General features: G+C 68.9%; 29 protein-coding genes. 16 read left to right on the forward strand and 13 right to left on the reverse strand.

Features of this window, described 5'->3' with window-relative positions; all coding sequences use genetic code 11:
• Positions 1-46 precede the first annotated feature (46 nt).
• The 7 genes from groL to CA951_RS20735 all read left to right on the forward strand — a co-directional run bounded on the left by groL (position 47) and on the right by CA951_RS20735 (position 7663).
• Positions 47-1696: a chaperonin GroEL gene (groL, locus tag CA951_RS20705; RefSeq protein WP_087558604.1), complete on the forward strand. Its 1650-nt coding sequence runs from the start codon at positions 47-49 to the stop codon at positions 1694-1696.
• A 102-nt stretch (positions 1697-1798) separates the two neighbouring features.
• Positions 1799-2134 (forward strand): putative quinol monooxygenase, encoded by a 336-nt coding sequence (locus tag CA951_RS20710; RefSeq protein ID WP_087558605.1) that lies wholly within the window; start codon positions 1799-1801, stop codon positions 2132-2134.
• Complete coding sequence (locus tag CA951_RS20715; RefSeq protein WP_087558606.1) at positions 2131-3501, forward strand: FAD-binding oxidoreductase; 1371 nt, start codon at positions 2131-2133, stop codon at positions 3499-3501. Before CA951_RS20710 ends, CA951_RS20715 begins: the two co-directional genes overlap by 4 nt.
• Before the next feature lie 282 nt (positions 3502-3783).
• Entirely contained in the window at positions 3784-5532 is a 1749-nt protein-coding gene (locus CA951_RS20720; RefSeq protein ID WP_087558607.1) for a sigma-54-dependent Fis family transcriptional regulator, read from the forward strand.
• 204 nt (positions 5533-5736) lie between these two features.
• The gene (locus tag CA951_RS20725) at positions 5737-5970 is read left to right on the forward strand and encodes a hypothetical protein (RefSeq protein ID WP_256974009.1); all 234 of its coding nucleotides are present in this window, start codon (positions 5737-5739) and stop codon (positions 5968-5970) included.
• 153 nt (positions 5971-6123) lie between these two features.
• Complete coding sequence (locus CA951_RS20730) at positions 6124-6498, forward strand: nuclear transport factor 2 family protein (RefSeq protein WP_012690605.1); 375 nt, start codon at positions 6124-6126, stop codon at positions 6496-6498.
• A gap of 70 nt (positions 6499-6568) precedes the next feature.
• Positions 6569-7663, forward strand: coding sequence for a DUF6777 domain-containing protein (locus tag CA951_RS20735; RefSeq protein WP_087558608.1), 1095 nt, complete (start codon positions 6569-6571; stop codon positions 7661-7663).
• 13 nt (positions 7664-7676) lie between these two features.
• On the opposite strand, the gene CA951_RS20740 is transcribed toward CA951_RS20735, so the two are convergent.
• On the reverse strand, positions 7677-8486 hold the full coding sequence (locus tag CA951_RS20740) for a CPBP family intramembrane glutamic endopeptidase (RefSeq protein ID WP_087558609.1): 810 nt from the start codon (positions 8484-8486) through the stop codon (positions 7677-7679).
• Positions 8487-8671: 185 nt separating this feature from the next.
• On the opposite strand from CA951_RS20740, the gene CA951_RS20745 reads away from it, so the two are divergent.
• Together CA951_RS20745 and CA951_RS20750 are read left to right on the forward strand one after the other, a co-directional pair.
• A complete protein-coding gene (locus tag CA951_RS20745; protein ID WP_087558745.1) occupies positions 8672-9814 on the forward strand; it encodes a TIGR03364 family FAD-dependent oxidoreductase in 1143 nt (380 codons plus the stop codon).
• A 44-nt stretch (positions 9815-9858) separates the two neighbouring features.
• Complete coding sequence (locus CA951_RS20750; RefSeq protein WP_087558610.1) at positions 9859-10560, forward strand: phosphonatase-like hydrolase; 702 nt, start codon at positions 9859-9861, stop codon at positions 10558-10560.
• 34 nt (positions 10561-10594) lie between these two features.
• Here CA951_RS20750 and CA951_RS20755 read toward each other — a convergent pair whose 3' ends face one another.
• The gene (locus CA951_RS20755; protein ID WP_087558611.1) at positions 10595-11350 is read right to left on the reverse strand and encodes a GntR family transcriptional regulator; all 756 of its coding nucleotides are present in this window, start codon (positions 11348-11350) and stop codon (positions 10595-10597) included.
• Positions 11351-11472: 122 nt separating this feature from the next.
• Between CA951_RS20755 and CA951_RS20760 the strand changes: the two genes are divergently transcribed.
• Positions 11473-12435, forward strand: a complete 963-nt coding sequence (locus CA951_RS20760) for an alpha/beta fold hydrolase (protein ID WP_087558612.1) — start codon at positions 11473-11475, stop codon at positions 12433-12435.
• On the opposite strand, the gene CA951_RS20765 is transcribed toward CA951_RS20760, so the two are convergent.
• The 3 genes from CA951_RS20765 to CA951_RS20775 are packed head-to-tail and all read right to left on the reverse strand — an operon-like array spanning position 12416 to position 14327.
• Entirely contained in the window at positions 12416-12622 is a 207-nt protein-coding gene (locus tag CA951_RS20765; protein WP_179220251.1) for a hypothetical protein, read from the reverse strand. The genes CA951_RS20760 and CA951_RS20765 overlap by 20 nt on opposite strands.
• Positions 12619-13464, reverse strand: coding sequence for a DUF692 domain-containing protein (locus CA951_RS20770; protein ID WP_179220256.1), 846 nt, complete (start codon positions 13462-13464; stop codon positions 12619-12621). The genes CA951_RS20765 and CA951_RS20770 overlap by 4 nt, the downstream gene beginning before the upstream one ends.
• On the reverse strand, positions 13461-14327 hold the full coding sequence (locus CA951_RS20775; protein ID WP_087558614.1) for a TIGR04222 domain-containing membrane protein: 867 nt from the start codon (positions 14325-14327) through the stop codon (positions 13461-13463). The genes CA951_RS20770 and CA951_RS20775 overlap by 4 nt, the downstream gene beginning before the upstream one ends.
• A 141-nt stretch (positions 14328-14468) precedes the next feature.
• Between CA951_RS20775 and CA951_RS20780 the strand changes: the two genes are divergently transcribed.
• Positions 14469-15119, forward strand: a complete 651-nt coding sequence (locus tag CA951_RS20780; RefSeq protein ID WP_087558747.1) for a maleylpyruvate isomerase family mycothiol-dependent enzyme — start codon at positions 14469-14471, stop codon at positions 15117-15119.
• 3 nt (positions 15120-15122) lie between these two features.
• Here CA951_RS20780 and CA951_RS20785 read toward each other — a convergent pair whose 3' ends face one another.
• The 5 genes from CA951_RS20785 to CA951_RS20805 form a co-directional block, all read right to left on the reverse strand.
• Entirely contained in the window at positions 15123-15464 is a 342-nt protein-coding gene (locus CA951_RS20785) for a hypothetical protein (RefSeq protein ID WP_087558615.1), read from the reverse strand.
• A 152-nt stretch (positions 15465-15616) separates the two neighbouring features.
• Entirely contained in the window at positions 15617-16285 is a 669-nt protein-coding gene (locus CA951_RS20790) for an SDR family oxidoreductase (RefSeq protein WP_087558616.1), read from the reverse strand.
• Between the two features lie 54 nt (positions 16286-16339).
• Positions 16340-16744 (reverse strand): TIGR03668 family PPOX class F420-dependent oxidoreductase, encoded by a 405-nt coding sequence (locus CA951_RS20795; RefSeq protein ID WP_087558617.1) that lies wholly within the window; start codon positions 16742-16744, stop codon positions 16340-16342.
• Positions 16744-17325, reverse strand: coding sequence for a hypothetical protein (locus CA951_RS20800; protein WP_087558618.1), 582 nt, complete (start codon positions 17323-17325; stop codon positions 16744-16746). Before CA951_RS20800 ends, CA951_RS20795 begins: the two co-directional genes overlap by 1 nt.
• A gap of 47 nt (positions 17326-17372) precedes the next feature.
• Positions 17373-17993: a LysE/ArgO family amino acid transporter gene (locus CA951_RS20805; RefSeq protein WP_179220257.1), complete on the reverse strand. Its 621-nt coding sequence runs from the start codon at positions 17991-17993 to the stop codon at positions 17373-17375.
• 72 nt (positions 17994-18065) lie between these two features.
• Between CA951_RS20805 and CA951_RS20810 the strand changes: the two genes are divergently transcribed.
• Together CA951_RS20810 and CA951_RS20815 are read left to right on the forward strand one after the other, a co-directional pair.
• Positions 18066-18941, forward strand: a complete 876-nt coding sequence (locus tag CA951_RS20810; RefSeq protein ID WP_087558620.1) for a LysR family transcriptional regulator ArgP — start codon at positions 18066-18068, stop codon at positions 18939-18941.
• A gap of 45 nt (positions 18942-18986) precedes the next feature.
• On the forward strand, positions 18987-19985 hold the full coding sequence (locus CA951_RS20815) for a PHP domain-containing protein (protein ID WP_087558748.1): 999 nt from the start codon (positions 18987-18989) through the stop codon (positions 19983-19985).
• 33 nt (positions 19986-20018) lie between these two features.
• Here CA951_RS20815 and CA951_RS20820 read toward each other — a convergent pair whose 3' ends face one another.
• The gene (locus tag CA951_RS20820) at positions 20019-21941 is read right to left on the reverse strand and encodes a BTAD domain-containing putative transcriptional regulator (RefSeq protein WP_087558621.1); all 1923 of its coding nucleotides are present in this window, start codon (positions 21939-21941) and stop codon (positions 20019-20021) included.
• Between the two features lie 85 nt (positions 21942-22026).
• Here CA951_RS20820 and CA951_RS20825 point away from each other — a divergent pair, with 85 nt between their 5' ends.
• Together CA951_RS20825 and CA951_RS20830 are read left to right on the forward strand one after the other, a co-directional pair.
• Complete coding sequence (locus CA951_RS20825) at positions 22027-22905, forward strand: alpha/beta fold hydrolase (protein WP_087558622.1); 879 nt, start codon at positions 22027-22029, stop codon at positions 22903-22905.
• A gap of 116 nt (positions 22906-23021) precedes the next feature.
• Positions 23022-23915 (forward strand): class I SAM-dependent methyltransferase, encoded by an 894-nt coding sequence (locus CA951_RS20830; RefSeq protein ID WP_087558623.1) that lies wholly within the window; start codon positions 23022-23024, stop codon positions 23913-23915.
• Position 23916: 1 nt separating this feature from the next.
• Here the strand turns inward: CA951_RS20830 and CA951_RS20835 are convergent, their stop codons facing one another.
• Positions 23917-24726 carry an MBL fold metallo-hydrolase gene (locus CA951_RS20835; RefSeq protein ID WP_087558624.1) on the reverse strand — a complete coding sequence of 270 codons (810 nt, stop codon included), beginning with the start codon at positions 24724-24726 and terminating at the stop codon, positions 23917-23919.
• A 60-nt stretch (positions 24727-24786) separates the two neighbouring features.
• A complete protein-coding gene (locus tag CA951_RS20840) occupies positions 24787-25554 on the reverse strand; it encodes a thiazole synthase (RefSeq protein ID WP_087558625.1) in 768 nt (255 codons plus the stop codon).
• 212 nt (positions 25555-25766) lie between these two features.
• Between CA951_RS20840 and CA951_RS20845 the strand changes: the two genes are divergently transcribed.
• Positions 25767-25982, forward strand: a complete 216-nt coding sequence (locus CA951_RS20845) for a hypothetical protein (RefSeq protein WP_087558749.1) — start codon at positions 25767-25769, stop codon at positions 25980-25982.
• Positions 25983-25987: the final 5 nt, after the last annotated feature.

Here is a 25987-nt window from a genome sequence, read left to right on the forward strand (position 1 = left end):
CACGCCGCATACTCCGCACAAGAAAAGCACGAAAGGACCATCAGCCATGGCAAAAGAGCTGCGGTACAACACGGACGCCCGAGCCCGACTCGAGCAGGGCGTGAACGCCCTCGCCGACGCGGTCAAGGTGACCCTCGGCCCCAAGGGGCGCAACGCGGTGCTCGAGAAGCTCACCGGGCCGCCGACCATCACCAACGACGGCGTGACCATCGCGCGCGAGATCCAGCTCCGCGAACCGTTCGCGAACATGGGCGCCCAGCTGGTGAAGGAGGTGGCGATGAAGACCAACGGTGTCGTCGGCGACGGCACCACCACCGCAACCGTGCTCGCCCAGGCCATGGTCCGTGAGGGGCTGCGCTCCGTCGAGGCCGGAGCCAACCCCATGCGGGTCCGTCGCGGCATCGAACGAGCCGTATCCGTCGTCGTCGACTCCCTCCGCGAGCAGGCCACCCAGGTCGGGGGCCAGAGCGATCTGCAACGCATCGCGACGCTCGCCGCCAGCGACGACGAGGTGATCGGACACGCCATCTCGAAGGCCGTGGACTACGTCGGCAAGTCCGGAGTCGTCACCACCGAGGAGAGCGACACCCTCGGGTTGTCCGTCGACATCGTCGACGGCATCGAGTTCGACCACGGCTACACCTCGGGGTACATGGTCACCGACCCGGAGCGGATGGAAGCGGTCCACGCCAATCCGCTGATCCTGCTGACCAACAAGAAGATCACCCAGGTCCAGGAGATCATGCCGGCCGTCGAGGTCGCCAAGCGCGCCGACCGGCCGCTGGTGGTGCTCGCCGAGGAGGTCGACGGGCCGGCCCTGCAGCTGCTCGTCGGTGGCAACATGCACAAGACGATGCAGTCGGTGGTCGTCCGGGCCCCCGGTTTCGGGCACCGCCGGGTCGCCGAGCTCGAAGACCTCGCGGTGGCGCTCGGTGGGCACGTGATCGCCAAGGACACCGGCATCGAACTGTCCGAGGTCAGCGTCGAGCATCTCGGGTCGTGTGACCGGATCACGGTGACCGAGAACGAGACCACGATCGTTGGCGGCCACGGCGACCAGCGCCTGCTCGACGCCCGCATCGCCCAACTCGAATCCCAGCTCGAGCGTGCCAAGATCGAGGCGGACCAGGAAAGCCTCGAACTGCGCATCGCCCGCCTCACCGGGCGGGTCGCCGTCATCCGCGTCGGCGGCGCGACCAGCGTCGAACTCAAGGAGCGGATGCTGCGCGTCGAGGACGCCCTGGCTGCCACCCGCGCGGCGGTGGAGGCGGGCATCGTGTCCGGCGGTGGCACCGCGCTGGCACAGTCACATCGGGCACTCGCCGACCTCGACCTGTCCGGAGACGAGGCCATCGGGTGCGACGTCGTACGCCGCGCCCTCGCCGAACCGCTGCGCTGGATCGCGATCAACGCCGGATTCGACGGCGACGAGGTCGTCGAGGTGGTCGCCGGTCTGCCGCTCGGGCACGGATTCAACGCCCTCACCGGTGAATACGGGGACATGTTCGACGACGGCGTGATCGACCCGTTCAAGGTCACCCGCGCCGCGCTCGAAAGCGCGGCCTCGATCGCGGCACTGCTGATCACCACCGAAACCGCTGTGGTGGAGGAGGTCATGGGCAATCCCGGCGCCATCATGGCGCCCGGATTCGGCGATCTCGCCGAAGGCATGGTCCGCCCGTCGAACATCTACTGACGCAGCCGAGTGGGTCGCCGTCCTGCGGGCGGTGACCCACTCCCCTGCTCGAGCGCCAACCCACCGCTGCGGCCCCGTATGCCCGAAAGAAAGTGAAGCATCGTGATTTTCATCGTCGTGAAGTTCAAAGTCCTCGACACGCATCAGAACGACTGGCTGCTCGTCACCAAGGAGTTCACCGATGCGACACGATCCGAACCGGGCAATCTCTGGTTCGAGTGGCACCGCAGCGCCGACGACCCCGCCGAATTCGTGCTGATCGAGGCGTTCCGGGACGGGCAGGCCGGTTCCGACCACGTCGCCGCCGACCACTTCCGGAAGGGACTGGACGCGATGCGTCCCGCGCTGAGCGAGACACCGCGCATCATCCACACGGAGATTCCGGGGGAGGACTGGTCGCGGATGGGAGAGCTGGAAGTCACGCAGGCCAAGGTATGACGGTCGTGACGACCGGCCCCGTCGCGGATCTGGTCGCGGAACTGGGCGATGCCGCGGTGACCGACAGCGACACCATGCTCGCCTACACCCGCGATCAGGCGTTGCTCTGTCCGTCCGGGCTTCCGCTCGCCGTCGTCCGCGCCCGGACTGTCGACCATGTTGTCGCGACTCTGAAAACCGCGCACCGACATGGTATTCCGGTCGTGACGAGGGGTGCGGGCACCGGTCTGGCCGGCGGGGCCAACGCGATCGACGGCTGCATCGTGCTGAGCACCGAGAAACTCGACCGCATCCTCGCCGTCGACGAACAGTCCCGCACCGCCACGGTCGAGGCGGGCGTGATCAACGGCGACCTCGCGACCGCGGTGGCAGCGCGCGGACTGTGGTACGTCCCCGACCCCGGCAGTCGCGCCATCTCCACGATAGGCGGGAACCTCGCGACCGACGCGGGCGGCGCGTGCTGCGCAAAGTACGGGGTGACCGGCGACCACGTCGCCCGGATCAAGGCGGTCCTCGCGGACGGCCGGATCATCCACACCGGGGCCGTCACCCGCAAGAACGTGGCCGGTTTGAATCTGACTCGACTGCTGGTCGGGTCCGAGGGCACCCTGGCGGTGATCGTCGAGGCGACCGTGCGGCTGCGCCGGGCCCCGGCCCACACGGCCACCGTCGTCGCCGCCTTCTCCGATACCGTCCAGGCCGTCGACGCGGTGCTGGCAATTCAGGCGGTGGCCGACCCGAGCCTGGTCGAACTCATGGACCGAACCACCATCGCGGCCGTCAACGACATGACCCACATGGGTCTCGACGAGACGGCAGGCGCGCTGCTGCTGATCCAGTGCGACGGTGACGCCGCCGAGGCGGAAGCCCAGCGCAGCGCGAACGCATGCCGCGCCGCCGCGGCCACCGAGTTGTACGTGAGCACCGACGCCGCCGAAGGTGACGCTCTCATGCAGGCGCGCCGCGTGGCGCTGACCGCCCTGGAACGCCGCGGCAGCACCCTGCTCGACGACCTGGCCGTACCGGTCCCACGGTTACCGCACATGCTCGACGCCATTGCCCGGATCGCCGACCGCCACCGCCTGCTCATCGGCACGTTCGGGCACGCCGCCGACGGGAACCTCCACCCCACGATCGTGTTCGACGCGGCCGACCCCGACGCCGCCGACCGGGCCCATCGGGCCTTCGACGAGATGGTGACGCGATGTCTGGCGCTGGGCGGATCGATCTCGGGCGAGCACGGCGTCGGCAGCCTCAAACGCCGCTACCTCGAACCCATGATCGGCTCGGTCGAGAGATCCCTGATGACAGGGATCAAGGCGGCGTTCGACCCGACCGGAATTCTGAACCCCGGCCGCGCGATATGACGACCACGACCCTGAATCCGCCCCACCCCGCGACGAAAGGCCCCGACCATGACAGCGCACCCCGGCCGGCGGCGCGGCCGTCCCCGCACTGACCCCGGGCCCCCTCCGGTGCCGGGCATCCTCACGCAGGCCGACCTCGCCAGCGTCCTCGAAGTACTGACCGGTATCCGGGCGACGGTCGAACCCCCATCGACGAACCGTCTCATATTGAGACGCGTCTCACATCGAGACGACGTACGCTCGGGTGCATAAACGTGTGGAGAAACGGGGCGTAAACACGGCATGACCACCAAGGACCTGCAGAAAGCGCGCGAGCTGTTTCTCGCCGACAACGATCTCGACAGCTCCGTTCGCCAACCCATCTCGTTCTCGTGGCAACGATCGAAGTCGCTCAAAGTGAGCCCTGATCAGCTCGACCTCCCGTTCGTCCGCGAGCCGAATCTGGACTGTCCTCTCGCTGCGGCTGCCGAACCCGTGTTGCGACAGCTCGCGGACGGCCTGGTCGACGAACCCGTCAGCGTGATCCTGACGTCGGCTGACGGAGTGATCTTGACCAGGATCGCCGCCAGCCGCCGACTCAATCGCACACTCGACGACGTCCAACTGATACCCGGTTACAGCTACTCGGAAGAATTCGCCGGCACCAACGGCATCGGCACCACCCTGGAAACCCGCCAGCCCACCCTCGTGACGGGCGCCGAGCACTATGCCGACTGTCTCGGGCAATTGGCCTGCGCGGGTGTCCCGATCACCCATCCGATGTCCGGCACGCTGGTGGGGGCACTCGATCTCACCGGCTGGGTAGAGGACGGGGGTCCGTTGCTGGCCACCCTCGCCAAATCCGCCACCGCTCAGATCGAAGGCCGTCTCCTGGCGCAGGCCAGCGCCGACCAGACGTCGTTGCTCAACGCGTATCTCAAGGCGTGTCGCCGATCGCCGCAGACCGGGGTGCTGGCGCTCGGAGACGATGTCGTCCTCGTCAACCGGCGACTTCGTGTGGCGCTGGACGCCCAGGATCAGGCAGCGCTACTCGAACACGCCGTCGACCTGAGCAGCGTCAACGCCACCTATCGGCATATCGTCGCTCTGCCCAGCGGTCAGACGGCGAGGTTGTCCTCGATCGAGGACTTCGGGCTCGGAGCCCGCAGACCGATGGCCTTGTTCTACGTACATCTCCTCGACGTCCGCACCTCATCTGTCGCCTCTGCACCGGCAAGCACCGTGCTTCCCGGTGTCACCGGCACCAGCGCGTCCTGGCGCCGCACTTGCCAGCAGATCGCTCGCTGCGCACGCGAGCAACAGTGGGTCATCGTGTCGGGCGAGCCCGGAAGTGGCCGCGGATCCGCTCTCAAAGCTGTTGCCATCGAACATGTTCCCATTCGGACGCGGATCTTCACGGCTGCCGAACTCTCCGCGGACAGCGCCGTGCTACCGGCCCTCGAACAGGAACTCGACCAGGAACGGTTCAGTGTCGTCCTGCGCGACATCGACCTACTCAGCGAGGCACAGCAGCGGGTCGTCGCCGACCTGATCCAAGGGCGCGAACATGCCGGATGGATCGGCGCGACCATCGGCGGCACCGGTCACAACACCGATCTCGACGCACTGCTCCTTCCCCATTTCAGCCACACCGTCACGATGCCGGCCCTGCGCCATCGCATCGACGATCTGCACAGTCTGGTACCGCATCTGCTACGACAACTCGGTCGCGGCGCGGAGCTGTCCCTCTCGCCTGCAGCAATGCGCCAACTCTGCAAGTACAGCTGGCCCGGAAACGTCACCGAACTCCGGCAGGTCCTGCACGAGGTCGTCCAACGCCAGCGCTCCGGTGTCGTCGAAGTCGACCAGCTGCCCCCGATGTGCCGGGCCCTGAGCCGGCACACCCTCACCCAGATCGAAGCCCTCGAACGCGACGCCATCGTACGCAGCCTCGAAGAGAATCACGGCAACAAGAAAGCCGCGGCAACAGCTCTCGGCATCTCGCGCGCCACGATCTACCGCAAGATCAAGGAATTCGGCATCGACGTGTGACGCCCCCTTCGTCGGACCATCGATCGTCATCCCTCCGTTCGTGTCAGGAAATGAGACACCCGCCGCACCGCAGTCGGCGGAGCATGAGGTCAGACAGAAATCTCGCACGGATCTCACCTCGTTGAAGGAGCAACCCCTTTCGGGTGCGGATCCGCGGCCGGAGTGGACGAGGACGACCCCATGAACACGAATTTGATTGGCGCAGTGACTCACTCGGAATCGCGCTGCAGCAAGACCGCCCGGGTGTGGCTGGTCGCCGGGCTGGCGCACACGTCCGAACCCGTCGACCGGCCCGCCGTACGTGACGATCTCATGCGAACCTGGCTTCCGGAGCCGGGCAGCGGTTACCGCACTCCCGACGGCCGGCGTCGCACGACGTGGGCGCAACTGCACTCCCGGTTCGATCTCGTGGAGGTGAATTGGGCTTCGCCCCCGTGAGTACTTATTAACCTCCGGCGGTTAATAAGTACTCACGGGCGCGGAGCGCACGGCGGCGACGTCCCGCTGCCTGGGAGAAGGGGCTGCCCACCGGCGGCGTGCTGCGCTACTCTCACGGCTAGAACACGTTCTATTCGACTGAGGAGTCGCATCATGGCACCGTCCGCAGAAGACATCCGCAAGACCGTCGAGAGGTACATCGAGGCGGTGGCCACCGGGACCGCCGACGACGTCGTCGCGCTGTACGCCGAGGGCGCCACCGTGGAGGATCCGGTGGGTACCGAGCCACGGACGTCGGTGGAATCACTGCGCGAGTTCTACGGGGTGATCGAACCGCTGAAGCAGACCGGCGAACTCCTGACGCTGAAGATTGCCGGCAACTCGGCGGCGTTCCACTTCTCCCTCGTCACCGACCTCGGTGAGCAGAAGCTCGAGATCGCGCCGATCGACGTCATGACCTTCGACGACGACGGCAAGATCACGTCGATGCGGGCGTTCTGGTCGCAGGAGGACATGATCACCAGCTGACCGAAAGCCGGGCCGGCAACCACACCGCAATACGGCCCGGCCGATCGGCGACTGTGCCTACGATGGCGGGGTGGCCACCGACGACGCCGGGCGGGCTGCACGGCGTGCCCGACGCAGACGAGTCGTTCGAGCCGGTACGCGCCCCGGGCGCGCACCGCGTAGCTGGCTGGCGGTCGTCGGAGCCCTGACCGCGGCGATGACCGTGGCCTGCTCCTCCGGTTCCGGGGGCCACCCCGACCCGGTCGACCTCGATCGGGCCACCGACCAGGGACAACTTCCGTGGACGGAGGTGCTGCTCCCGCCGCAGACACCGACGACGGTTCCGTTCGGCCCGCCCGGAACGGATCTGCCGGGCGAGCCCCGGGCCGCCGGTATCCGGGTGGTCGGCGACCGCGCCGGACTCTACGGCGGAAGCCCCGACCGGGTGCTCTGCGACCGGCAGCGTCTCGTCGACGACCTCGAGGGGGATCCTGCGAGGCTGGAGGCCTGGTCGAGTGTGTTCCAGGTCGACGACGTGCGCAATTACGTCCGGACCCTCACCCCCGTCCTCCTCCGCGCGGACACCCGCGTCACCAATCACGGCTTCGACGACGGCCACGCGACGGCATTCCAGTCGGTGCTCCAGGCCGGGACCATCGTGCTGATCGACGACCACGGCGTTCCCCGCGTCCGGTGCATGCGCGGCAGCCCGCTGCTGTCCCCGGTGGTGAACCAGGACGCCGAAGTCGAGGGCGATCCGTGGCCGACATTCCAGCAGGACCGGCTGTACGTCGTGCAGCCCTCCAACCTGGCGATGACCGAAGTGTCCGTGGTCGACCTGATGACCGGGGGATTGTCGACGGTGCCGATCGGCTCCGGCCCACAGCAGCCCGCGGAGCGCCCGAACCCGGTAGCTCCCGTGGAAATCCAGGCGCCCGTGGTCGATTCACCGCCCGCCGTGGTGCAGCAGGCCGCTCCCCGGCCTGCGTCCGTCCCCTCTCCGGAACCCGCGCCGCCGCCTCCGCCGGCTCCACCGCCCCCGCCGCCGGCACCCGTCGCCGTGCCGCCGCCCGCACCCGAGCCGCCGGTGTACAACCCGCCGCCCGCACCGGTGCCCGCTCCGCCGCAACAGATTCAGGTGCAGATACCGGGCCTGCCGCCGATCGTCATCCCGATTCCGAACTGACGCCCGCGCTCCCCTAGAGGGCGAGAAGGGCCGCGTGCGCCACGACCGCCTGGGTGAAGAGCGTCCAGTCGTTGATGATGTGCGCGCCCGTCGAGACGCACAGGTTCTTGGTGCGGATGTACGCGAGCGTGAGCACCAGCCGGGCCCCGCCGATCACGATGAACGCCTGAGCGAAGTTCCAGTCGTAGGTCGGGAGATGTGCGGCGCCGAACCACACCGCGCTGATCAGCCAGGCCAGGACGATCGCCGTCTTCCGGGACAGCCTCGCCCTGGCGACCAGGAAGTACATCAGCGCGAGGAACGGGACGATGGTGAAGACTTCCTCACCGACCAACTGGATCCCGGTTCCCACGTAGAACGCGACCGTGTCGAGCGCACCACCCTCGCCCGCATCGTCGACGGCCTTGTTGGACGCCACCCCGAACAGGGCCTGCACGACCAGCGCCAGCGCGAACGTGACGGCCAGGTTCAGCAGCGCAAAGCCGATCATCGCGAGGACGTCGCGGCCGCGCACCCTACGGAACAGCGCGGTCCAATGTTCGCGCGTCACCATCGCCAGGACGGCGAGCGGGATGCTGACGAACAGAATCCGCGGAATCAGCGCCACCAGATTGCCGGGTTGCGGGATGAGGACCAGGGCCGCGAAACCGACAACGACGGACGCCCACATCAGAATCCACTGCCGCGCCGAGAGCGCGGTGGGCGTCCCGTCGTAGAACGGGAAGTCGGCGTCGTCGCGGCGCTCGATCAGGGGTCCGAAGCGGTCGCCGGGCGACGCCGGTTCGTAGACGGGGACGGAACTGGATTCGGAAGCACCACTCATCGATTCGTCCCTCTGCGGTGGGTAGACGCGAGAGGCAATTTTCGCAGCAACCGCATGCCGGTGCCACCCGGCGCGCCAGCTGTACTCGCAACGGACGGTGAACGGACGCAAACCTATCTATACGTGTGACGAATTCAAACAACTTGTATTGACAAGTCTAGCGTCCGAGGGCCAAGGTGGAATTCATGACACATCAACGACGCCACGACGTGGTGGTTGTCGGCGCCGGAATCCTCGGTCTCGCGCACGCCTACCACGCGCTCGATCGCGGTCTGTCGGTAGCAGTGATCGATCATGCCGACCGAATCGCGGGCGCATCCGTCCAGAATTTCGGTCACATCTGTATCACGGCCCAGTCGGGCGTCGCCCGCGACTACGCTCTGGCCGGCCGGGAGCACTGGCTCGATCTGTCACGCAAGGCGGGGTTCTGGATCTCCGAGTCCGGAACGTATTGTGTGGCACGGCACGACGACGAGATGGCCGTCCTGGCCGAGTTCGCGGACAGGCGCGGACCGGCCGCGGCGAAGTTGCTGCCGCGCGACCGGATCCTCGCCGCGCTCCCCGTTTCCGGCAGTCGCGTCGTCGGCGGAATGTACATGCCCGGCGACCTCCAGGTGGACCCGAGGGGAGCGGCACCCGCCGTGGCACGCTGGCTCGACGCGTCCGGTGTCGACTTCTTCTGGCGCACCGCCGCACTCGGATTCGGCCCCGGAGTGGTCCACACCTCACGGGGCGATCTTCATGCAGGGACGGTGTTCGTCACCGTCAACCACGACATCGACCGGCTGTTCCCAGAATCGGCCGAGCGCCGGGGGCTCCTGCAGTGCCGGCTGCACATGCTGCGCGCGAGGATGCCGCTGCCCGCACCGTTGCCCGCACCGCTGTTCACCGGTTGGTCGCTCGTGCGGTACCGCGGTTTCGCGAATCTGCCCGCGACGGCGGCACTCGCGGCGCGGTTGCGCGAGGAGTACCTCGACTACGCCGACCTCGACCTCAACCAGATGTACAGCCCGCAGCCGGACGGTTCGATCCTGCTGGGCGACACCCACATCCGTGAGGTCTCGGCGGAGCCGTTCCAGTCGGAGCGGGGGTTCGACGTGCTGATCCACGAGGCCGTCGCCCTGTTCGGCGTCTCGGACGTCACCGTCACCGAGCGCTGGCAGGGCGTGTACAGCTCGGCCCCCGACTCGGAGTTCCTGATCGAGGAGCCCATCGACGGGGTGCACATCGTGACCGTCACCACCGGCATCGGTATGACGACCGGCTTGGGTCTGGCGAAGGACCGGATCGACCACATCTTCGGCCGCGAAGCCGCACCAGCGAACTAGCTATCCCACAAACACATTCACCGAAAACCGAGAGGAACACGACAATGGGAACACAGCACCGGGACATCAGTCTCGTCGTCTTCGACATGGCAGGCACCACCGTGGAGGACAGCGGGCTGGTGCAGCAGTCCTTCCTCGCCGCCGACGCACATGCCGGGCTGTCGAAGACGGACGACGACCGGCAGCGGATGCTCGAGTACGTCTCCGACACCATGGGCCAGTCCAAGATCGTCGTCTTCCGCCACCTCAGCGGCGGAAACGAGGAACAGGCGCAGGCCGCGAACAAGGAATTCGAACGTTGTTACGCGCAACTTGTCGACGACGGCTGGTGCAGCCCCGTTCCCGGCGCCGAAGAACTCCTCGGCTCACTGCGGGAGCAGGGCATCAAAACGGCGCTCACCACCGGGTTCGCCCACGGGACGCAGATGTCGATCATCCGTGCGCTCGGCTGGGAGAACGTCGCCGATGTCGTGCTCTGCCCCGGTGACGGCGTTCGCGGCCGCCCGTTCCCCGACATGCCGCTGACCGCGCTGATGCGCACCGGCGCCCCGTCCGTGCAGTCCATGGTGGTGCTCGGCGACACCACCTCGGACATCACCACCGGCCTGCGCGCCGGAGCCCGCGCGTCCGTCGGTGTGCTCACCGGCGCCCACGACGCCACCCAACTGTCCGAGGCCGGGGCCACCCACGTCCTCGACAGCGTCGCGGACCTGCCCGGTCTGCTCGACCGGCTGCGCAGCACCTGATCCCCCCGCGCCGGAATCGCATGCCGGCCGTCGACTAGAGGTTGTTGCCCTCGCCCGACGGGACCCGCGGGTCGACGGTCCGGGCGTTCACGATGCTGAAGGCGACGAGGTCGGGCCGGTACCGGTCGTCCGCGTACTCGAAGATGTCGCCGTGCTGATCCCGCGACGTCCGGCGTTCGCGCAGCAAGGGGCTGCCGGGGGCAATGCCGAGATGTTCGGCCTCGACCTCGTCCGCGGCGACGGCGTCGAGCACGTGCTCCATCGATTCGAACCGGACGCCGCGGGAGGTGAGGTAGTCGGTGATCGACCCGGAGTCGATGTCGAACTCGAACAGCAGTGAGCCGACGCCGCCGGTGAACGTGCTCCGCTCGAGCATCGTCGGTTCGCCGTCGAGTAGTCGGACGCGGAAAACCTCGACGACGAAGTCGTCCGGGGCCGCTCCCAATGCGGCGGCGGCAGGCTCGGACACCCGGCGTCGGGCGATCTCGAGCGTGCGGCTCCCCGCGGTGCGGCCGGTGCGCCGCGCCCACTGGGTGAACGGGGTGAACGTGTCGAGGGTCTGCGTGATGTCGTGGCTGCGGACCACGGCCGGCTTGCCCTGGGACAGCTGGATGAGCCCTTCGTTCTTCAGCGTCGCGAGGGCCTGGCGCACCGGGCCGCGCGACACCTCGAATTCTGCGCACAGCATGCTCTCGCTCGGCAGCGACTCGCCCACCGCGTACTGCCGCTGCATGATGCGCTGCCGGAGCTGGACCGCGACGAACTCATGGCGGGAGCGTGCCTCCACCATTGCACATCACTCCACTTCCCCGGCCGGTCGACGGTTACCACTGCGAATCAAGTGCATTCTAGTGGCATCGCCGTTACGGTACACTGCGAGAACGCGTTCCAGCCGGTGGAGGGATTCGGATCATGGCGACGTCGACGGAGCGATCGGTCACGGTCGACGGATTCCGTTGGCAGATCAGCGAACTGGGTGAGGGTCCGCCCGTGATTCTGTGCCACGGGTTCCCGGGCCTCGGATACAGCTTCCGGCACCAGATGCTGGCCCTCGCGGCGTCCGGGTACCGCGCGATCGCCCCGGACATGCCCGGCTACGGCGGCACCGACGTGCCCCGCGACATCGACGACTACACCAACGAGCGGGTGTCGGACGCACTGATCGGCCTGCTCGACGCCCTCGAACTCGACCGTGCCGTGTTCGTCGGCCACGACTTCGGCGCTCCGGCGGCCTGGACCGTCGCGCTGCGTCACCGCGAACGTGTGTCCGGGCTGGTGCTGCTGTCCGTTCCCTACATGCCCGACCGGTTCCCGCTGCGCCCGTCGGAGCTCTATGCGTCGCTGGCGCGCAAGCACTTCCTGCACATCCACTACTTCCAGAAGCCGGGTGTCGCCGACCGCGAACTCGACGGCGACCCGCGCGGCTTCCTCCAGCGGCTGTTCTACGCATTGTCGGGCGACTACCGCTACCTGGACATCTGGCAGCACCCGTCGGAGGGCAACGGGTACCTGGACGTGCTGCCCGACGCCCCACCCCTGCCGTGGTCGTGGCTGACGGAGGAGGAGTTCGAGCACTACGTGGAGGTCTTCACCCGGACGGGATTCACCGGCGGCCTGAATTGGTACCGGGCGTACGACGCCAACTGGGAACGCTCCGCGAGAGTGCGGGTTGCCCAGATCGCGGTGCCGACGTTGTTCGTGGCCGGTGCGAACGATCCCGTCGTCGCGATGAGCGGTGCGCAGGCACTCGACCGGATGCGCGACACCGTCCCCGACCTGCGCGGCGTTCACCTCCTCGAGGGCGCCGGCCACTTCGTTCAGCTGGAACGGGCCGAAGAGGTGAACGAGCTGCTGCTCAATTTCGTCGGAGGCTGAGCAGGCCGAACAGGCGGCGCCGCGCCGGTGCGGGCAGTGCGCCGGGCTCCCCGGCCCCACCGGACCGCTTGCGCAGCAGGGCCTTCGACGCGGTGCCGAGTGCGTCGCGGTCGAATCCCTCGGGCGGTTCCCCCGCCGCGACGAGAGCCCGCACCAGCGCCGCCTGCCGATCGGCCAGGCCTGTCACGACAGGCTCCATTCGGCGCCCCGGGTGATCCGCTCGAAGCCGGCCGCGTCCGCTATCGCATCCAGTTCGGCGAACAATTCCGAGGCGGGCGGGTAGTTGCCGTCGCGTTCGAGCATCATCGCGGGAGCACCCCCGGAAGCCCACTGCCGGACCAGGTCCAGCACCTCGACGGGCACCGGGTCGGTGTGGGTGTCGTGGTATGCGCCGTCCCGTTCGGACCCGCCTGCGACGTGGCAGTACGCCACGCGTTCGACGGGGAGCCGACGGAGTTCCTCGGCGGCGTCGCGGCCGCGGTTCCGGGCGTTCGCGTACACGTTCGCGACGTCCAGCAGCAGGTGAACCCCGGTGCGTTCGACCAGTTCGGCAAGGAACTCGCCCTCGGAGTACTCGTCGTCCGGCCAGTCGAACAGGGCCGCGATGTTCTCCACCGCCAGGGGCACCGGCAAACACTCCTGCGTGCGCCGGACGTTCCGCACCAACACGTCCAGGGCCTCCGCCGAGCGCGGCACCGGCAGCAGATGCCCGGCCTCGAGACCGCCCGCCCGCACGAACGCGACGTGCTCGCTGACGAGCGGCGCCCCGAGCGCGTCGGCGCACCGCGCGAGGTGGTCGATCCGGCGCTGCTCGACGGGCTCGGCGCCACCCAGCGACAGTGAAATGCCGTGCGGGACGACGGGAACCCCCAGCGACCGCAGTTCGTCCGGAACGCCGACCCCGCGTCGGCGGGCGGGCAGCGATTCGGCGATCACCTCGCAGAACCGCAGGCCGTCGAGCCGGCCGATGATCCCGCAGATCTCCGGCCGCCAGCCGATGCCGAGGCCCGACTCGATCAGTGCGGTCATCCCCCGCACCCACCGCCACCGCAGCCACCTCCGCCGCCGCAGGAGGAAGAGCTATCGCCGCCGCTGCCACCGCCGCCGCCGCTGCTGCTGTCGGAGAGGCCGGCCGCGCTCGCGAACCCCGGCGAGAACAGGGCGACGGATCCCATCCCGAACAGTGCCGTCGACAGCGCGATCGGCGACGGACCGTATGCGGTCAGGGACGGGCGCATCCGCGGCGACAGGTACGAGTGTTCGCGGCGCAGTCGCTGCAATTCCGCCGTCCCCTGTCGCGTCCTGCGGCCGGTCCGGCGAACCAGTTCGCGCGAGGCCGCCAGTAGCACCACCGCGACCAGCAGGAATCCGATCGGCTTGCCCGCGGCGAATCCGGCGACGAGGCGTGCGACGCCGATGGTCATGACGACGAGGATCGGGATGGTCGCCCGGCGGTTCCACGTCTTCAGCTCGGGTCCGGTGAGCAGTCCCTGCGCGACCAGAGTGAACCGCAACTCGTCGAGTGGTGCCTGCAACCGGCCCGGGAGGCGAACGTTGCCGAGCGCGCCGCGACCGGAGGCGAGTTCGTCGTAGACGGCGCGCGTGAACCATCCGAGGGCGTTGTCGGGGACTCCCCACGCCCGCAGGATCGTGCCGTCGTCGGAGATGATGCCGGCTCCCCGCAACAGCGTCAGGGATGCGGCGATGGCGCGATCGTCGCTGGTCAGCATGCCGGTCTGCGCCGGATCGAGGCGAACACCGGCGGTCGTGGCGGGAGCGTTGCCGCTGGAACGGAGGAACAGGGCCAGCCCGACCGAGAGCACGGCGGCGGCCACGTAGATCACCAGGAACGTCTCGCTCGGTATCCCCCACGTAGCGGATTCGTTGTACATCACACACCACCTTTCAACCACGTTGTCCGACAGTTGATCTCAGTATCAGTACGAGTGTCCCACATGCACCCGCCGGAGGCCGATCGTCACCGTACCGTTACCGAGAATCGGCGTGGGGTGGACTGTGGGAGCATCGTCTGCATGACGTCACCGGGTGCCGCACTGTCGTATGTCGAACTGCTCGATGCTGTTGCCGAATCGCACAGCACGGTGGAGGCCGCGCTGGCGGGGTTGACCGACGATCAGGCGCGGGGGCCGTCGCTGCTGCCGGGGTGGAGTCGGGGACACGTCGTCACGCACCTCGCGAGGAACGCCGATGCGCTCAACCGATTCGCCGTCGGGGTGCTCACCGGGGAGGCAGCGCCCGAGATGTATCCGGGCGGTCCGGCCGCACGGGCAGCGGCGATCGAGGAGGGGGCCGGACGTCCGGCGGAACTACTGGTGGCCGATTTCCGCTTCGCGGGACGGCGGGTGATCGAGTCGCTGCGCGGGATCACCGAAGATCTGTACGAGACGCCGGTGAACTGGCGTCAGCAGGTCCCGGCGCGTCAGGTGCCGGTGATGCGATGGCGTGAACTCGAGATCCACCACGTGGACCTCGGCCTCGACTACACGGCGGCCGACTGGCCGGAACTCTTCGTGGAGCACACCTTGGAATCGGAGTTGCCCGCGCTGGCCGCTGGGCATCCGGAGGTCCGGGCGCCGGAACTTCCGCGCACCGAACTGCTGGCCTGGGTCGTCGGACGCCCCACGCGGGAGGGCCTGCCGCCCGTCCCCGCGTGGCCGTTCTGACCGTCAGGCGTATTCGACGCTCTCGAACGTGTCGGCGTCGTCGAGCGCGTCCCAGATGATCGCGTAGCGCTTGTGGGTCATCTCGTCGGCATCGACGAGGAGGGCGTCGAACAGGGCCTTCGGGTTCTCCTGCCACGACTGCACGAGGGCCGCGACCGCCTGCGGCGTGAACAGACCGGACCGGGCTGCCGCCTCGATCCACTCGTCGAAGTCGCCGCCGTGAATCCGCTCGACCGCGTCCCGATCGACCTCGCCGTCACCGAGATCGAGAGTGAACATCGTCGCGAAGACGTCGCCGTCGACCGCGACGGCGGTGTCGCTGTGCATACGCTGTTCGGTGTTCATCGTGGGGATACCTCCTGGGAGTCGGTTCGTGGACCCGACTCGCGGTTGGGACTTCTGCTGATGAGTAGAACTGTAGGGCGACTAATTGTGAGCAGCTTAAGGCCTTTGTGTGAGATCAATCTGTGATGTATCTCACGCAGGTTTCTCGGCTGTCAGCGCACCCTCAGCACGACTTCTGTGGGGTGCGCGTCACGCGGTGTCTCCACCGCGGTACGCACGGCTTTTGCGACCGTCGACGGCTGCAGGTACTTCTCCGGCCGGTACTCGTCGCCCTCGCCGGCCACGATGGCACGCTGCATATCGGTGTCGATCCGACCGGGGTGAATAGATGTGACGCGCAGTAACGGTTCCTCCAGTCGCAGTGCATCCCCGAACGCCCGGAGCGCGAATTTGCTCGCCGCGTACGACGCCCAGCCGGCGTTCGCGCGGATGCCGGCACCCGAGTTGATGAGCACCACGTGGCCGCCTGCGGCGCGCAGAGCGGGCAGCAGCAGTCGCGTCAGTTCGGCCACCGCGATCACGTTCGCCTCGAGCGTGTGCCGCCACTGTTCGACGGTCGACTCCGCGACGGTCGCGAGGTCGGCGACGCCGGCGTTGTGGACGAGGACGTCGAGCCGGTCGATCGGTGCGCACGCGGCCGCCACCGCGTCGTAGTCGGTCAGCTCGACCGGCCAGGGTGTCGCGGCCGGCAGTTCGGCGAGGATGCCGGTCAGCGACCCCGCCGATCGGGCGCCGAGCAGGAGGTCGTGGGTCGGTGCGAGTTCGCGGGCGATGGCGGCTCCGAGGCCACGGCTGGCACCGGTGATCAGGGCTGTGGGCATGCGCAGAGGCTATCGGCCGTGAGTACTTGTTAACCGCCGGCGGTTAACAAGTACTCACAGGGCGGACCAGTGATGCCAATTCAGGTCGTGGATCGCGATCACCGGTCCGTCCGGGCGACGGTCGACGTACTGCGGATACTTCGCGGCCAGGATGTCGAGCGCGGCGGTGCCCTCGTCGGAGTCAGGGTCGAGGATCCGGGCCCGGCCGTCGACCCGCACCCACCACAGGTGGTCCCAGTTCTCGTCGTAGTGATCCACCAGCAGGGTGACGGCGGGGTTGGCCGCGATGTTCTTCAGGCGCCGCAAGGCCGTGGTGCGTTTGGGTTTGTGATCGACGCAGGAATAGATGGCGTCGGAGTCGAGCGCGAAGACGAGCGGGACGAGGTGCGGCACGCCGTCCGCCCCGACCGTGGCGAGCCGGGCGACGCGGGCGGCCGCGAATCGCGCGACGGCGTCCATCACGGTTCCATCAGGTAGTCGCCGCTCACCGGTTCGGGGAGCGCGGGGATGCCCAGCGGTCGCTTGAAGTACGCCCACGGGAACCACAGCGTCCCGACTTTCTGCCAGCCGTCGGCCTCGAGCTTCTCGCGGCCGGCCAGCGCCGACGCCCGGGTGTGCTCCCACTGTTCGTCGGACTTGCGGACGGTGTGGAACAGGGTGCCGAATCCGACGGAGTGCCAGCCGTACGCGCCGGCGTGGTTGAGGATGCGCATCTCGTTGAACGCGGTCAGTGGGGTGAGCCGGCGGGTGCGGCCGTCCGGGTCCGGGTCGGGGGCGTCGCCGATGCGTTTGCCGAAGCGTTGTTGCGCCGCCTGCCGCGACATGCCGAGGGCGGCGCCGACGGTGTCCCAGCTGTGGCCGGCGGAGCGGGCGGCGGCGATCGCGGAGACCAGCAGTTCGTCGACCGATTCCCGCGCCTGCGACGTGAGCCGGACGAGCGCGAGGTAGGCGGCGGGGTCGTGGTCGAGCCCCGGGTCGATCTCGGGGTCCGCCTTGGCGATCGCATCCGACAGCAGCTGGGTGAGGGCGGCGTCCGACATCTGTCAAGTATTGGTTGACAGGATGGGTGCTGTCAACAAAAGGTTGACTAGCCGGTGACGAGGGTGATGCCGAGGGCGAGCATCAGCGCGGCGATCCCGGCGTCGAGGACGCGCCACGCGTTCGGACGGGCGAACACGCGATGCAGGAACTGGGCGCCGTAGCCGAGCGCGAGGAACCAGGTGACGCTCGCGGTGGCGGCCCCGAGACCGAACAACCACCGGCCCGAATCGCCCTGGTTGTTGGCCACCGAACCGAGCATCAGCACCGTGTCGAGGTAGACGTGCGGGTTGAGCCACGTGAGTGCGAGGCAGGTGAGGATCGACGTCGCGAGGGTCGCCGATCCGACCTCCGTCGCGGCGTCCAGCGTTCCGGGGCGCAGGGCGCGGCGGGCGGCGAGCACGGCGTAGGACACCAGGAATGCCGCTCCCGCCCAACGGATCACGGTGATGGCGGCGGGAGCGTGTGCGAGTACAGCCCCGATCCCGCTGATCCCGACGGCGATGAGCGCGACGTCCGACACCGCGCACAGCACAACCACCGGCAGGACGTGCCTGCGGACGATCCCCTGTCGCAGGACGAACGCGTTCTGCGCGCCGATCGCGACGATCAGCGACAGGCCGGTGCCGAAGCCGGCGGCCGCCGTGAGCAGGGCAGGGGTGAGGTGCATGGGAACCACGCTACGAACCCCGTCGTCATCAATCCAGCTAATTATCCTTCATTGCCATTAGCATCACTTCATATGGATCTGGACCTCGCCGCTCTGCGCACCTTCGCCGCCGTGATCGACGAAGGCACCTTCGACGCCGCGGCCCGGGTACTGCACATCACGCCGTCCGCGGTGAGCCAGCGGATCAAGGCGCTCGAGCAGCAGGTGGGACGCGTCCTGGTGCAGCGGGCCAAGCCGGTCCGGGCCACGGACTCCGGACACGTCGTGCTCACGCTCGCCCGTCAGATGGCGCACCTCGAGCGTGAGGCCATGACTTCCCTCAATCCCGAAGAGGCGACGACGAGCACGCTGCCGCTCGTCGTCAACGCGGATTCGCTGTCCACGTGGATGATTCCGGCCCTCGCCCGACTGGCGCCGGAGTACCGGGCGCTGTTCCACCTGCACCGGGAGGACGAATTCCACTCGACCACCCTGCTGCGGGAGGGCACGGTGATGGCCGCCGTGACGTCCGTCCCGGAGGCGGTGCAGGGCTGCACCGTGGAAAAGCTGGGGTCGATGCGGTACCGCGCGCTGTGCAGCCGCGACTACGCCGAACGCTGGCTCCCCGACGGCCCGACCGCGGACGCCCTCGCGGTGGCGCCGATGCTCGACTTCGATCGCAAGGACGAACTGCAGGCCCGGTTCCTGCGCGGGTTCACGCGGCGCCGGTTGCAGCCGCCGCGACATTTCGTGCCCGGGTCCTCGGCGTTCTCCGACGCCGTGCGCTACGGACTGGGCTGGGGACTGCTGCCGGAGTTGCACACCGGCGACGACCACGGGCTCGTGGAACTCGACCCGTCCCGCCCCATCGACGTCCCGCTGTACTGGCAGCGGTGGAAACTGGATTCGCCCATCCTCGCGGCGCTCACCACCGCGGTCCGGGACGGGGCGCGCGAAGCGTTGCGGTGACGTCCGGGTGGGCGCAACACTGGAGTCATGGACGCGGACAGCCCGATGGACCCGGTGCAGGCCCTGCGAGAGACAGCGTTCTGGCTCGAACGGTCGCGGGCGGAGACGCACCGGGTGAAGGCGTACCGGCGGGCGGCCGACGTGGTCGCCGAACTGTCCGAGGAGCAGCGGGACGTCCGCGGGCGCACCGACAGCTGGAAGGATCTGCCGGGCATCGGGCCGAAGACCGCGACGGTGATCCGGGAGGCACTCGACGGGGTGCCCGTCTATCTGGCGGAACTACGGGAGAAGGCGGAGCCGATCGGCGGCGGCGCGCTGCGTCAGGCGCTCAAGGGCGACCTGCACACCCACTCGGACTGGTCGGACGGCGGCAGCCCGATCGACGAGATGATGTGCAGCGCGGCGCTCATCGGCCACGAATACTGCGCTCTGACAGACCATTCCCCGCGGCTGACCGTCGCGAACGGGCTGTCGGCGGAGCGCCTGCGGTCGCAGCTGAAGGTGATCGCCGAGCTGAACGAGGAACTCGCGCCGTTCCGCATCCTCACCGGCATCGAGGTCGACATCCTCGACGACGGTTCGCTCGACCAGGATCCGGATCTGCTCGACGAACTCGACATCGTCGTCGCCAGCGTGCACTCCAAGTTGCGGGCGGAGCGTGGCGCGATGACCCGACGGATGGTCAAGGCCGTCGAGAATCCGCTGGTGGACGTGCTGGGTCACTGCACGGGCCGACTCGTCGAGGGTGGGCGCGGGACCAGGCCGGAGTCGACGTTCGACGCCGAGCAGGTGTTCACCGCCTGCCGCGACCACGGCACCGCCGTCGAGATCAACAGCCGTCCCGAGCGCCGCGACCCCCCGAGCCGGCTCATCGACCTGGCCATGGACCTGGGGTGCCTGTTCTCCATCGACACCGACGCGCACGCCCCGGGGCAACTCGCCTGGCAGGGTTACGGATGCGAGCGTGCCATGCGGTGCGGAGTCGATGCCGACCGCGTCGTGAACACGTGGTCCGCCGACGACCTGCTGGAGTGGGCCAAGTAGCACCCGTGAGTGAGTAAGGAGTCCAGGGACTCGTCACGCACGCACGGGCAGCAGGCCCACCGTGAGCATCCCGCTCCCGGACCCCGCGATTTCGCCTGCCGCGGGAGCTAATTCGGCTCGGGACCGTTCGATCAGCCGGTGATCGCCCACTGCGGCCGCGGCGTGCGCGATCAGGCACCACAGCGCCTCGACGAGCAGATCGCGCGGCGGATCGGGGATCCGGCGCAGGGCGGCAGCCGCCTCGTCCGGGCGACCGTCCGCCAGCAGGAGGTGGGGCCGCGCCCACGGTTCGTACGGTCCCCAGTCGGTGTCGGCATCGAACGTCGCCGGCCGGCCCCGCGACACCCGCAGGCACAGCAGCGCCAGCGGCAGGATCCCGCGCTCGAGGCCGGGCATTCCGCTACCGTCGAGGAGCTTCGCCGCCGCCCGGTAGCCGGCCTCGGCGTCCGCGTCGGACGCACCCGTCGCCGCCGCGCGCATCGCCCGGTACCACGTCGTGAACACGGCCACGAGCGGTCGCTCGTGCCGCTCGGCCAGCCCGTCCGCGGCGGCGGCGTGCTCGTCGGCGCCGGCGAAGTCGCCGAGCGCCCCGAGCGCTTGCAGCCGAACGAGATGCCCGAGTACCTCGAAGTTCACGAACCCGTGCCGCACCGACAGCGTGATCAGTTCCCGGCCGATCGCATCCCGCTCGGGAGCGAGGCCCGAGCGGTGGAACGTGTGCATGAAAACGCCGTTCAGTGCGGACGCGAGCAGCGCCGGGTCGTCGAGCGCGCGGGCGATCGCCTCGGACTCCCGGGCGGCCCGCAACCCGCGGTCGCCCGCTGTCCCGCGGGACTCCAGGGCGATCGTGGCCAGCAACCGTGCGCGGGCAGGGTCGTGGTCACCGGGCGACAGCCGCGCGAGGGTGCGTTCGGCCGCGGCGACGATCAGGGCCGCCTGCCCCGGGTCGTCGGACCGGGTCCAGATGCCGGGCACGTCGAAGTTCCCGATCACGCGGGCGGTCAGCTCGGGGTCGCCCAGTTGTTCGGCCGCGGAGATCGTCGCGAGCCGCTGCTCCCGGGCCGCCGCGAGACCGCTACCGCCGGCCACGGCGAGGCTGCGCAGCAACCCGACCGTCGATTCGAGCCGCGCCCGGGCGCCGGACGCCACCGTGCGGTCGTAGGCGGCGGCCGCGCGCTCCCACATCCGGCCCGGGTCGAGTTCGAGGCGGTCGTCGCGGCGCAGGATGTCGGTCTCGAGGGACGTCAGCTGCGGGCTCGGGTCGATTCCCAGTTCCTCGGCGAGCAGCTCCCGGGCCCGGCGCAACACGGCCAGCGCCTCACCCTGGCGGCCGGACCGGTAGAGGGCGAGGGCCAGCAACCGCCACGCCCCTTCCCGCCAAGGATGTTCGGCCACAAGGGCATCGAGGCCCGGCACGGACTCGGCGGCGAGCCCGACGGCCAGCCGGGCCTCCGCCTGCCGCTCCACTGCGGACAGCCGCAACTCCTCGAGGCGCGTCCTCTCCGCGTGGGCCCACGACTCCCCGGCGAACTCCGCATACGACGGGCCGCGCCACCACCCCAGTGCTTCCTCCAACAGGTCGAGTGCCCGCTCCGGTGCGGCGGCCGCGGACTCGGCGACCGCGTGCTCGAACCGCCAGGCGTCCACGGACTCCGGACCGGCCCGGAGCGCGTATCCGGGACCGTCGGTGACGAGCAGTGTCGCGGGTGTCCGGGCCGTGCGCTGCGGCTCGAGGGCACGTCGCAACGCCGACACGAACGTGCGGACCGCGCCCTTGGCTCCAGCCGGAGGGTCGATCCAAAGATCCTCGACGACGACGCCCACGGGGACCACCCGGCCCCGGGCGACGATCAGGCGGGCGAGCACCGCCCGGTGGCGCGGACCCTTCAGATCGACGGGATCGCCCGCCTCGTCCCACGCGACCACCGGCCCGAGCACACCGAACGTAGAAGTCACCTCGCCACGGTATAGCGCTCATCGAATGCTCATCGACCTCCTCGAGACTGGACGGCACCATCCCGAGCACGGAAGGCCACCACCCATGACCCCTGTCATCCCCGGATTCGACCACCAGCGCGTGACCGTCGCCGACGACGTGGACCTGTACGTCGCGGTGGGCGGCTCCGGCAGCCCGATCGTGCTGCTGCACGGATTCCCCCAGACACACCTGATGTGGCGGCACGTCGCCGCGGAACTGGCCGCCGACCACACGGTCATCTGCCCGGACCTGCGCGGCTACGGCGCCAGCGGCAAACCCGCCGAGACGGACGGCACCGTCTATTCGAAGCGGACGATGGCCGCCGACGTCGTCGCACTCGCGAAGGAACTGGGCCACGACCGGTTCGCGCTGGCCGGGCACGACCGCGGCGCGCTGGTCGCCATCCGTGCCGGACTCGACCACCCCGGCGCGATCAGCCATCTCGCCTCGCTCGACGTGCTGCCCACCCTGGACATGTGGGACATTCTGCACGGCGCGGACGCCGCGGTCGCGTTCCACCTCTACCTGATGGCGCAGCCACCCGGACTGCCTGAGCAGATGATCGGCGCGAGCGCCGACGCGTTCTTCGGGCACTTCCTCGACGCCTGGACCGCTGATCCCGATGCGATGCCCGCCGACGTGCGCGCCGAGTACCTGCGGGCGTCCCGCGACGCCGTGCCGTCGATCGTCGCCGACTACCGGGCGTCGGCGGGCATCGACGTCGAACACGAGCGGGCGGACCGGGCTGCCGGAAAACAGTTGCTGATGCCCGTCACCGTCCTTCAGCAGGACTGGGGCAGCAGGCTCGGCTATGACGTCGCCGACCTGTGGCGGGCCTGGGCCCCCGACCTCGTGCACGGGACCCTCACCGCGGGTCACTTCATGGCCGAGGAAGCGCCCGGGGACGTCGTCGACGCCGTGCGTGCGCTTGTGAAGAGGTAGATGCCGAAAGATATTGCAAAGCAACATGATAGATGCAATCCACGTGGCGGCGTAGAATCGCCGGGGAGCCTGGTCGGTCGTCGCGGCCGACCCTTCGGCACGATCGGGAGGTATTCATGCGCACCGACGGGGATTCCTGGGACATCGTCAGCAGTGTGGGACTGACCGCCCTGGGAGTGGCGACGTTCCGGGCGCTGGAAACCGGCCGTCCCGATGCGCTGATCCGCGACGACTACGCGCCGTGGTTCGTGGAGGCCGCGGGCGAACCGCATTTCACCGGGCTGCTGGCCGACCCGTCCTCGCTGGGAGACGCACCGTTCTCCGGTTTCATGGGGTTCCGCACGAGGTTCTTCGACGAGTTCTTCCTGTCGGCCGCGGCGGACGGAGTGTCGCAGGCGGTAATCCTCGCAGCCGGGTTGGATGCCCGGGCGTATCGCCTCGACTGGCCGACGGGCACGACGGTGTTCGAGGTCGATCAGCCGAAGGTGCTGGAGTTCAAGGCGGAAGTGCTGTCCGAGCACGACGCGCGGCCGAAGGCCGATCGCCGAGCGGTGCCGGTCGATCTCCGGGACGATTGGCCCGCCGCGCTCGACGCCGCAGGCCTCGACCCGGCCAAGCCCACCGCGTGGTCGGCCGAGGGACTGCTGGCGTACCTGCCGGGCGCGGCACACGACGCGTTGTTCGAGCGGATCGACGAACTGTCGAGTCCGGGTAGCCACCTCGCCGTGGACAACTTCGCGCCGGGTGCCGACGCGAAGCGTTTCGACGAGATCAGGAAGAAGTATTTCGACAAGGACCCGTTCGGCGACCTCGACATCACCCAGTTGTTCTACGGCGACGAGCGCGCCGACCCGGAGCACTGGCTGACCGAGCACGGCTGGTCGGTGCGGAGTTATTCTCCGTTCGCGCTGGCCGAGTCGTACGGCAGGCCCGCGCCCGAACTCCCCGAGGAACTCGCGGACCTCGCCGACCGCGCGAACTACCTGACGGCCGTAAAGACCGGCGACTGAGTCAGCCCCGCTCAGCGGCCAGTTCCTCGAACAGCGTGGGATCGTGGGCGGAGAACACCCGGACCCGCGGTGCCACCTGATTGTTCAGTTCGCGGAGCCGGCGGTGGTTACCGCGGATCTTCGAACGGTCCACCGCGATCAGCTCTTCCATCACCCGCAGGGCGCGGCCTGCGGTTCCCGGCGGCACCTGCCCGGGGGCGGCAACGGTGCTGCGGTGGTAGAACGCGTCGCCCGCATGCAGCAGCCAGCCGCGGTCGCCGGTGTCGACGGCCACCGCCGCGTGACCCCGGGTGTGCCCGGGCATCGGGACGAGCACGATGCGGTCGCCGACCCCGTCGATCGGGTGGGCGCCGGAGAAACCGAGCACGGATTCGCCCGGCCCCGCATAGGTGTGCGTCGTCGGACGCGGGGTGAGCTGGGCGGGGCGGTACCGCACCTTCTCCCGGAACGACGAACGTCCCTCCGACGCAGCCTCTTCCGCGGCGGTGGTGTGCAGGGTGGCATTCGGGAAGTCGGCGACCCCGCCGATGTGGTCGAAGTCGAGGTGCGTCGCGACGATGTGGGTCACGTCCGAGGGATTCAGTCCCAGCTTTCCGAGCTGGCGGACCGCCGTTTCCGACTCGCGGAATCGGGCGCCGGTCAGCTTCGCGTACTTGCCGACGCGACCGGTGGGGTCGGCGACATCCGCCAGCCCGAACCCGGAGTCGACCAGCACGATGCCCGCGTCGGTCTCGCATGCCAGCACGTGGCACATCAACCGCCCGATGAGCGCCGAGGAGAACGAACCGCAATTGAGGTGGTGTACCCGCATGGGCTTTCACGCTAGCCGAGTCTGCGTTCACGAGTGCCCGATTACACCGCGACCGGGGACTTACACCGCAACCGGGGACGACGCCTGCGCCCAGAACCGTTTCGGTATGCGCCCGGCGGCCCGGGCACGGCGTCCGGCCGTGACCGCCCCGGCCATCGCCGCCGCCATCAGCGGGGGGTCCGACGCCCTCGTCACCGCGGTGGCGAGCAGGACGGCGTCGCAGCCGAGTTCCATCGCCAGCGCCGCATCGCTCGCGGTGCCGATTCCGGCGTCGAGAATGACCGGGATGTCCGTGCGCGCGACGATCATCTCGATGTTGCGGGGATTGGAGATGCCGAGTCCGGTGCCGATCGGTGACCCGAGTGGCATCACGGCGGCGCACCCGGCATCGACCAGGCGCTGCGCGAGCACCGGATCGTCGTTGGTGTACGGCAGCACGACGAAGCCGTCGTCCACGAGTTGTTCTGCTGCCGAGACGAGTTCGATCCCGTCGGGCAGGAGCGTGCGTTCGTCGGCGATCACCTCGAGCTTGATCCAGTTGGTGCCCAGCGCCTCCCGGGCCAACTGCGCCGTCAGCACCGCCTCCGCGGCGCCGCGGCACCCGGCAGTGTTCGGCAACAACGCGATGCCCAGCCGATCGAGCAGTTCGAGCAGGCCTGTTCTCCCCACGGCATCCACCCGGCGCATCGCGACCGTCGTCAGTTCGGTGCCGGACGCGATCAGTGCCTCTTCGAGAACCGCCAGGTTGGCCGCACCCCCGGTGCCCATGACCAGGCGCGACGAGAAGTCCCGGCCCGCGATCGTGAGTGCGTCGGTGTGATTGCGCATAGGTACCTCTCCGATCGGGATTTCATTGGGCACTCGAACCCTACGGTCGAACTCTCGCCGACGTCAGAGCCACTTGTGTGCTGCGTCATAGGTCCAGATTGGACCCCTGTATCGCTGTCCTTCTGGATCTTCTGGACCCGTACCAGATGCCGCAGAGTTGTCGGTCAGATGAGCTGAGTGGCACACACCACGACGTCACGATCGGAGCAGACATGAACACGATGATCGCCGGCAGGAACCGCACCGCGAGGTCGAGGGAGGAGCAGCGTTTGGCCGCGGAACTGGAGGATGCCCGGCGCCGCATCATCGAACTCATGGGCCAGCTTGCCGAAACAGTGCGCAGCCGTGACGCTTTGAGCGACCGGATGCAGGTGATGGCGTGGAATGCCCGGTGGGGCCGCGAACCCGTCGGATTCGGCGGGCTCTGAGCCGG

It is taken from the genome of Rhodococcus sp. NCIMB 12038, assembly GCF_002165735.1.
Lineage (GTDB): Bacteria > Actinomycetota > Actinomycetes > Mycobacteriales > Mycobacteriaceae > Rhodococcus_F.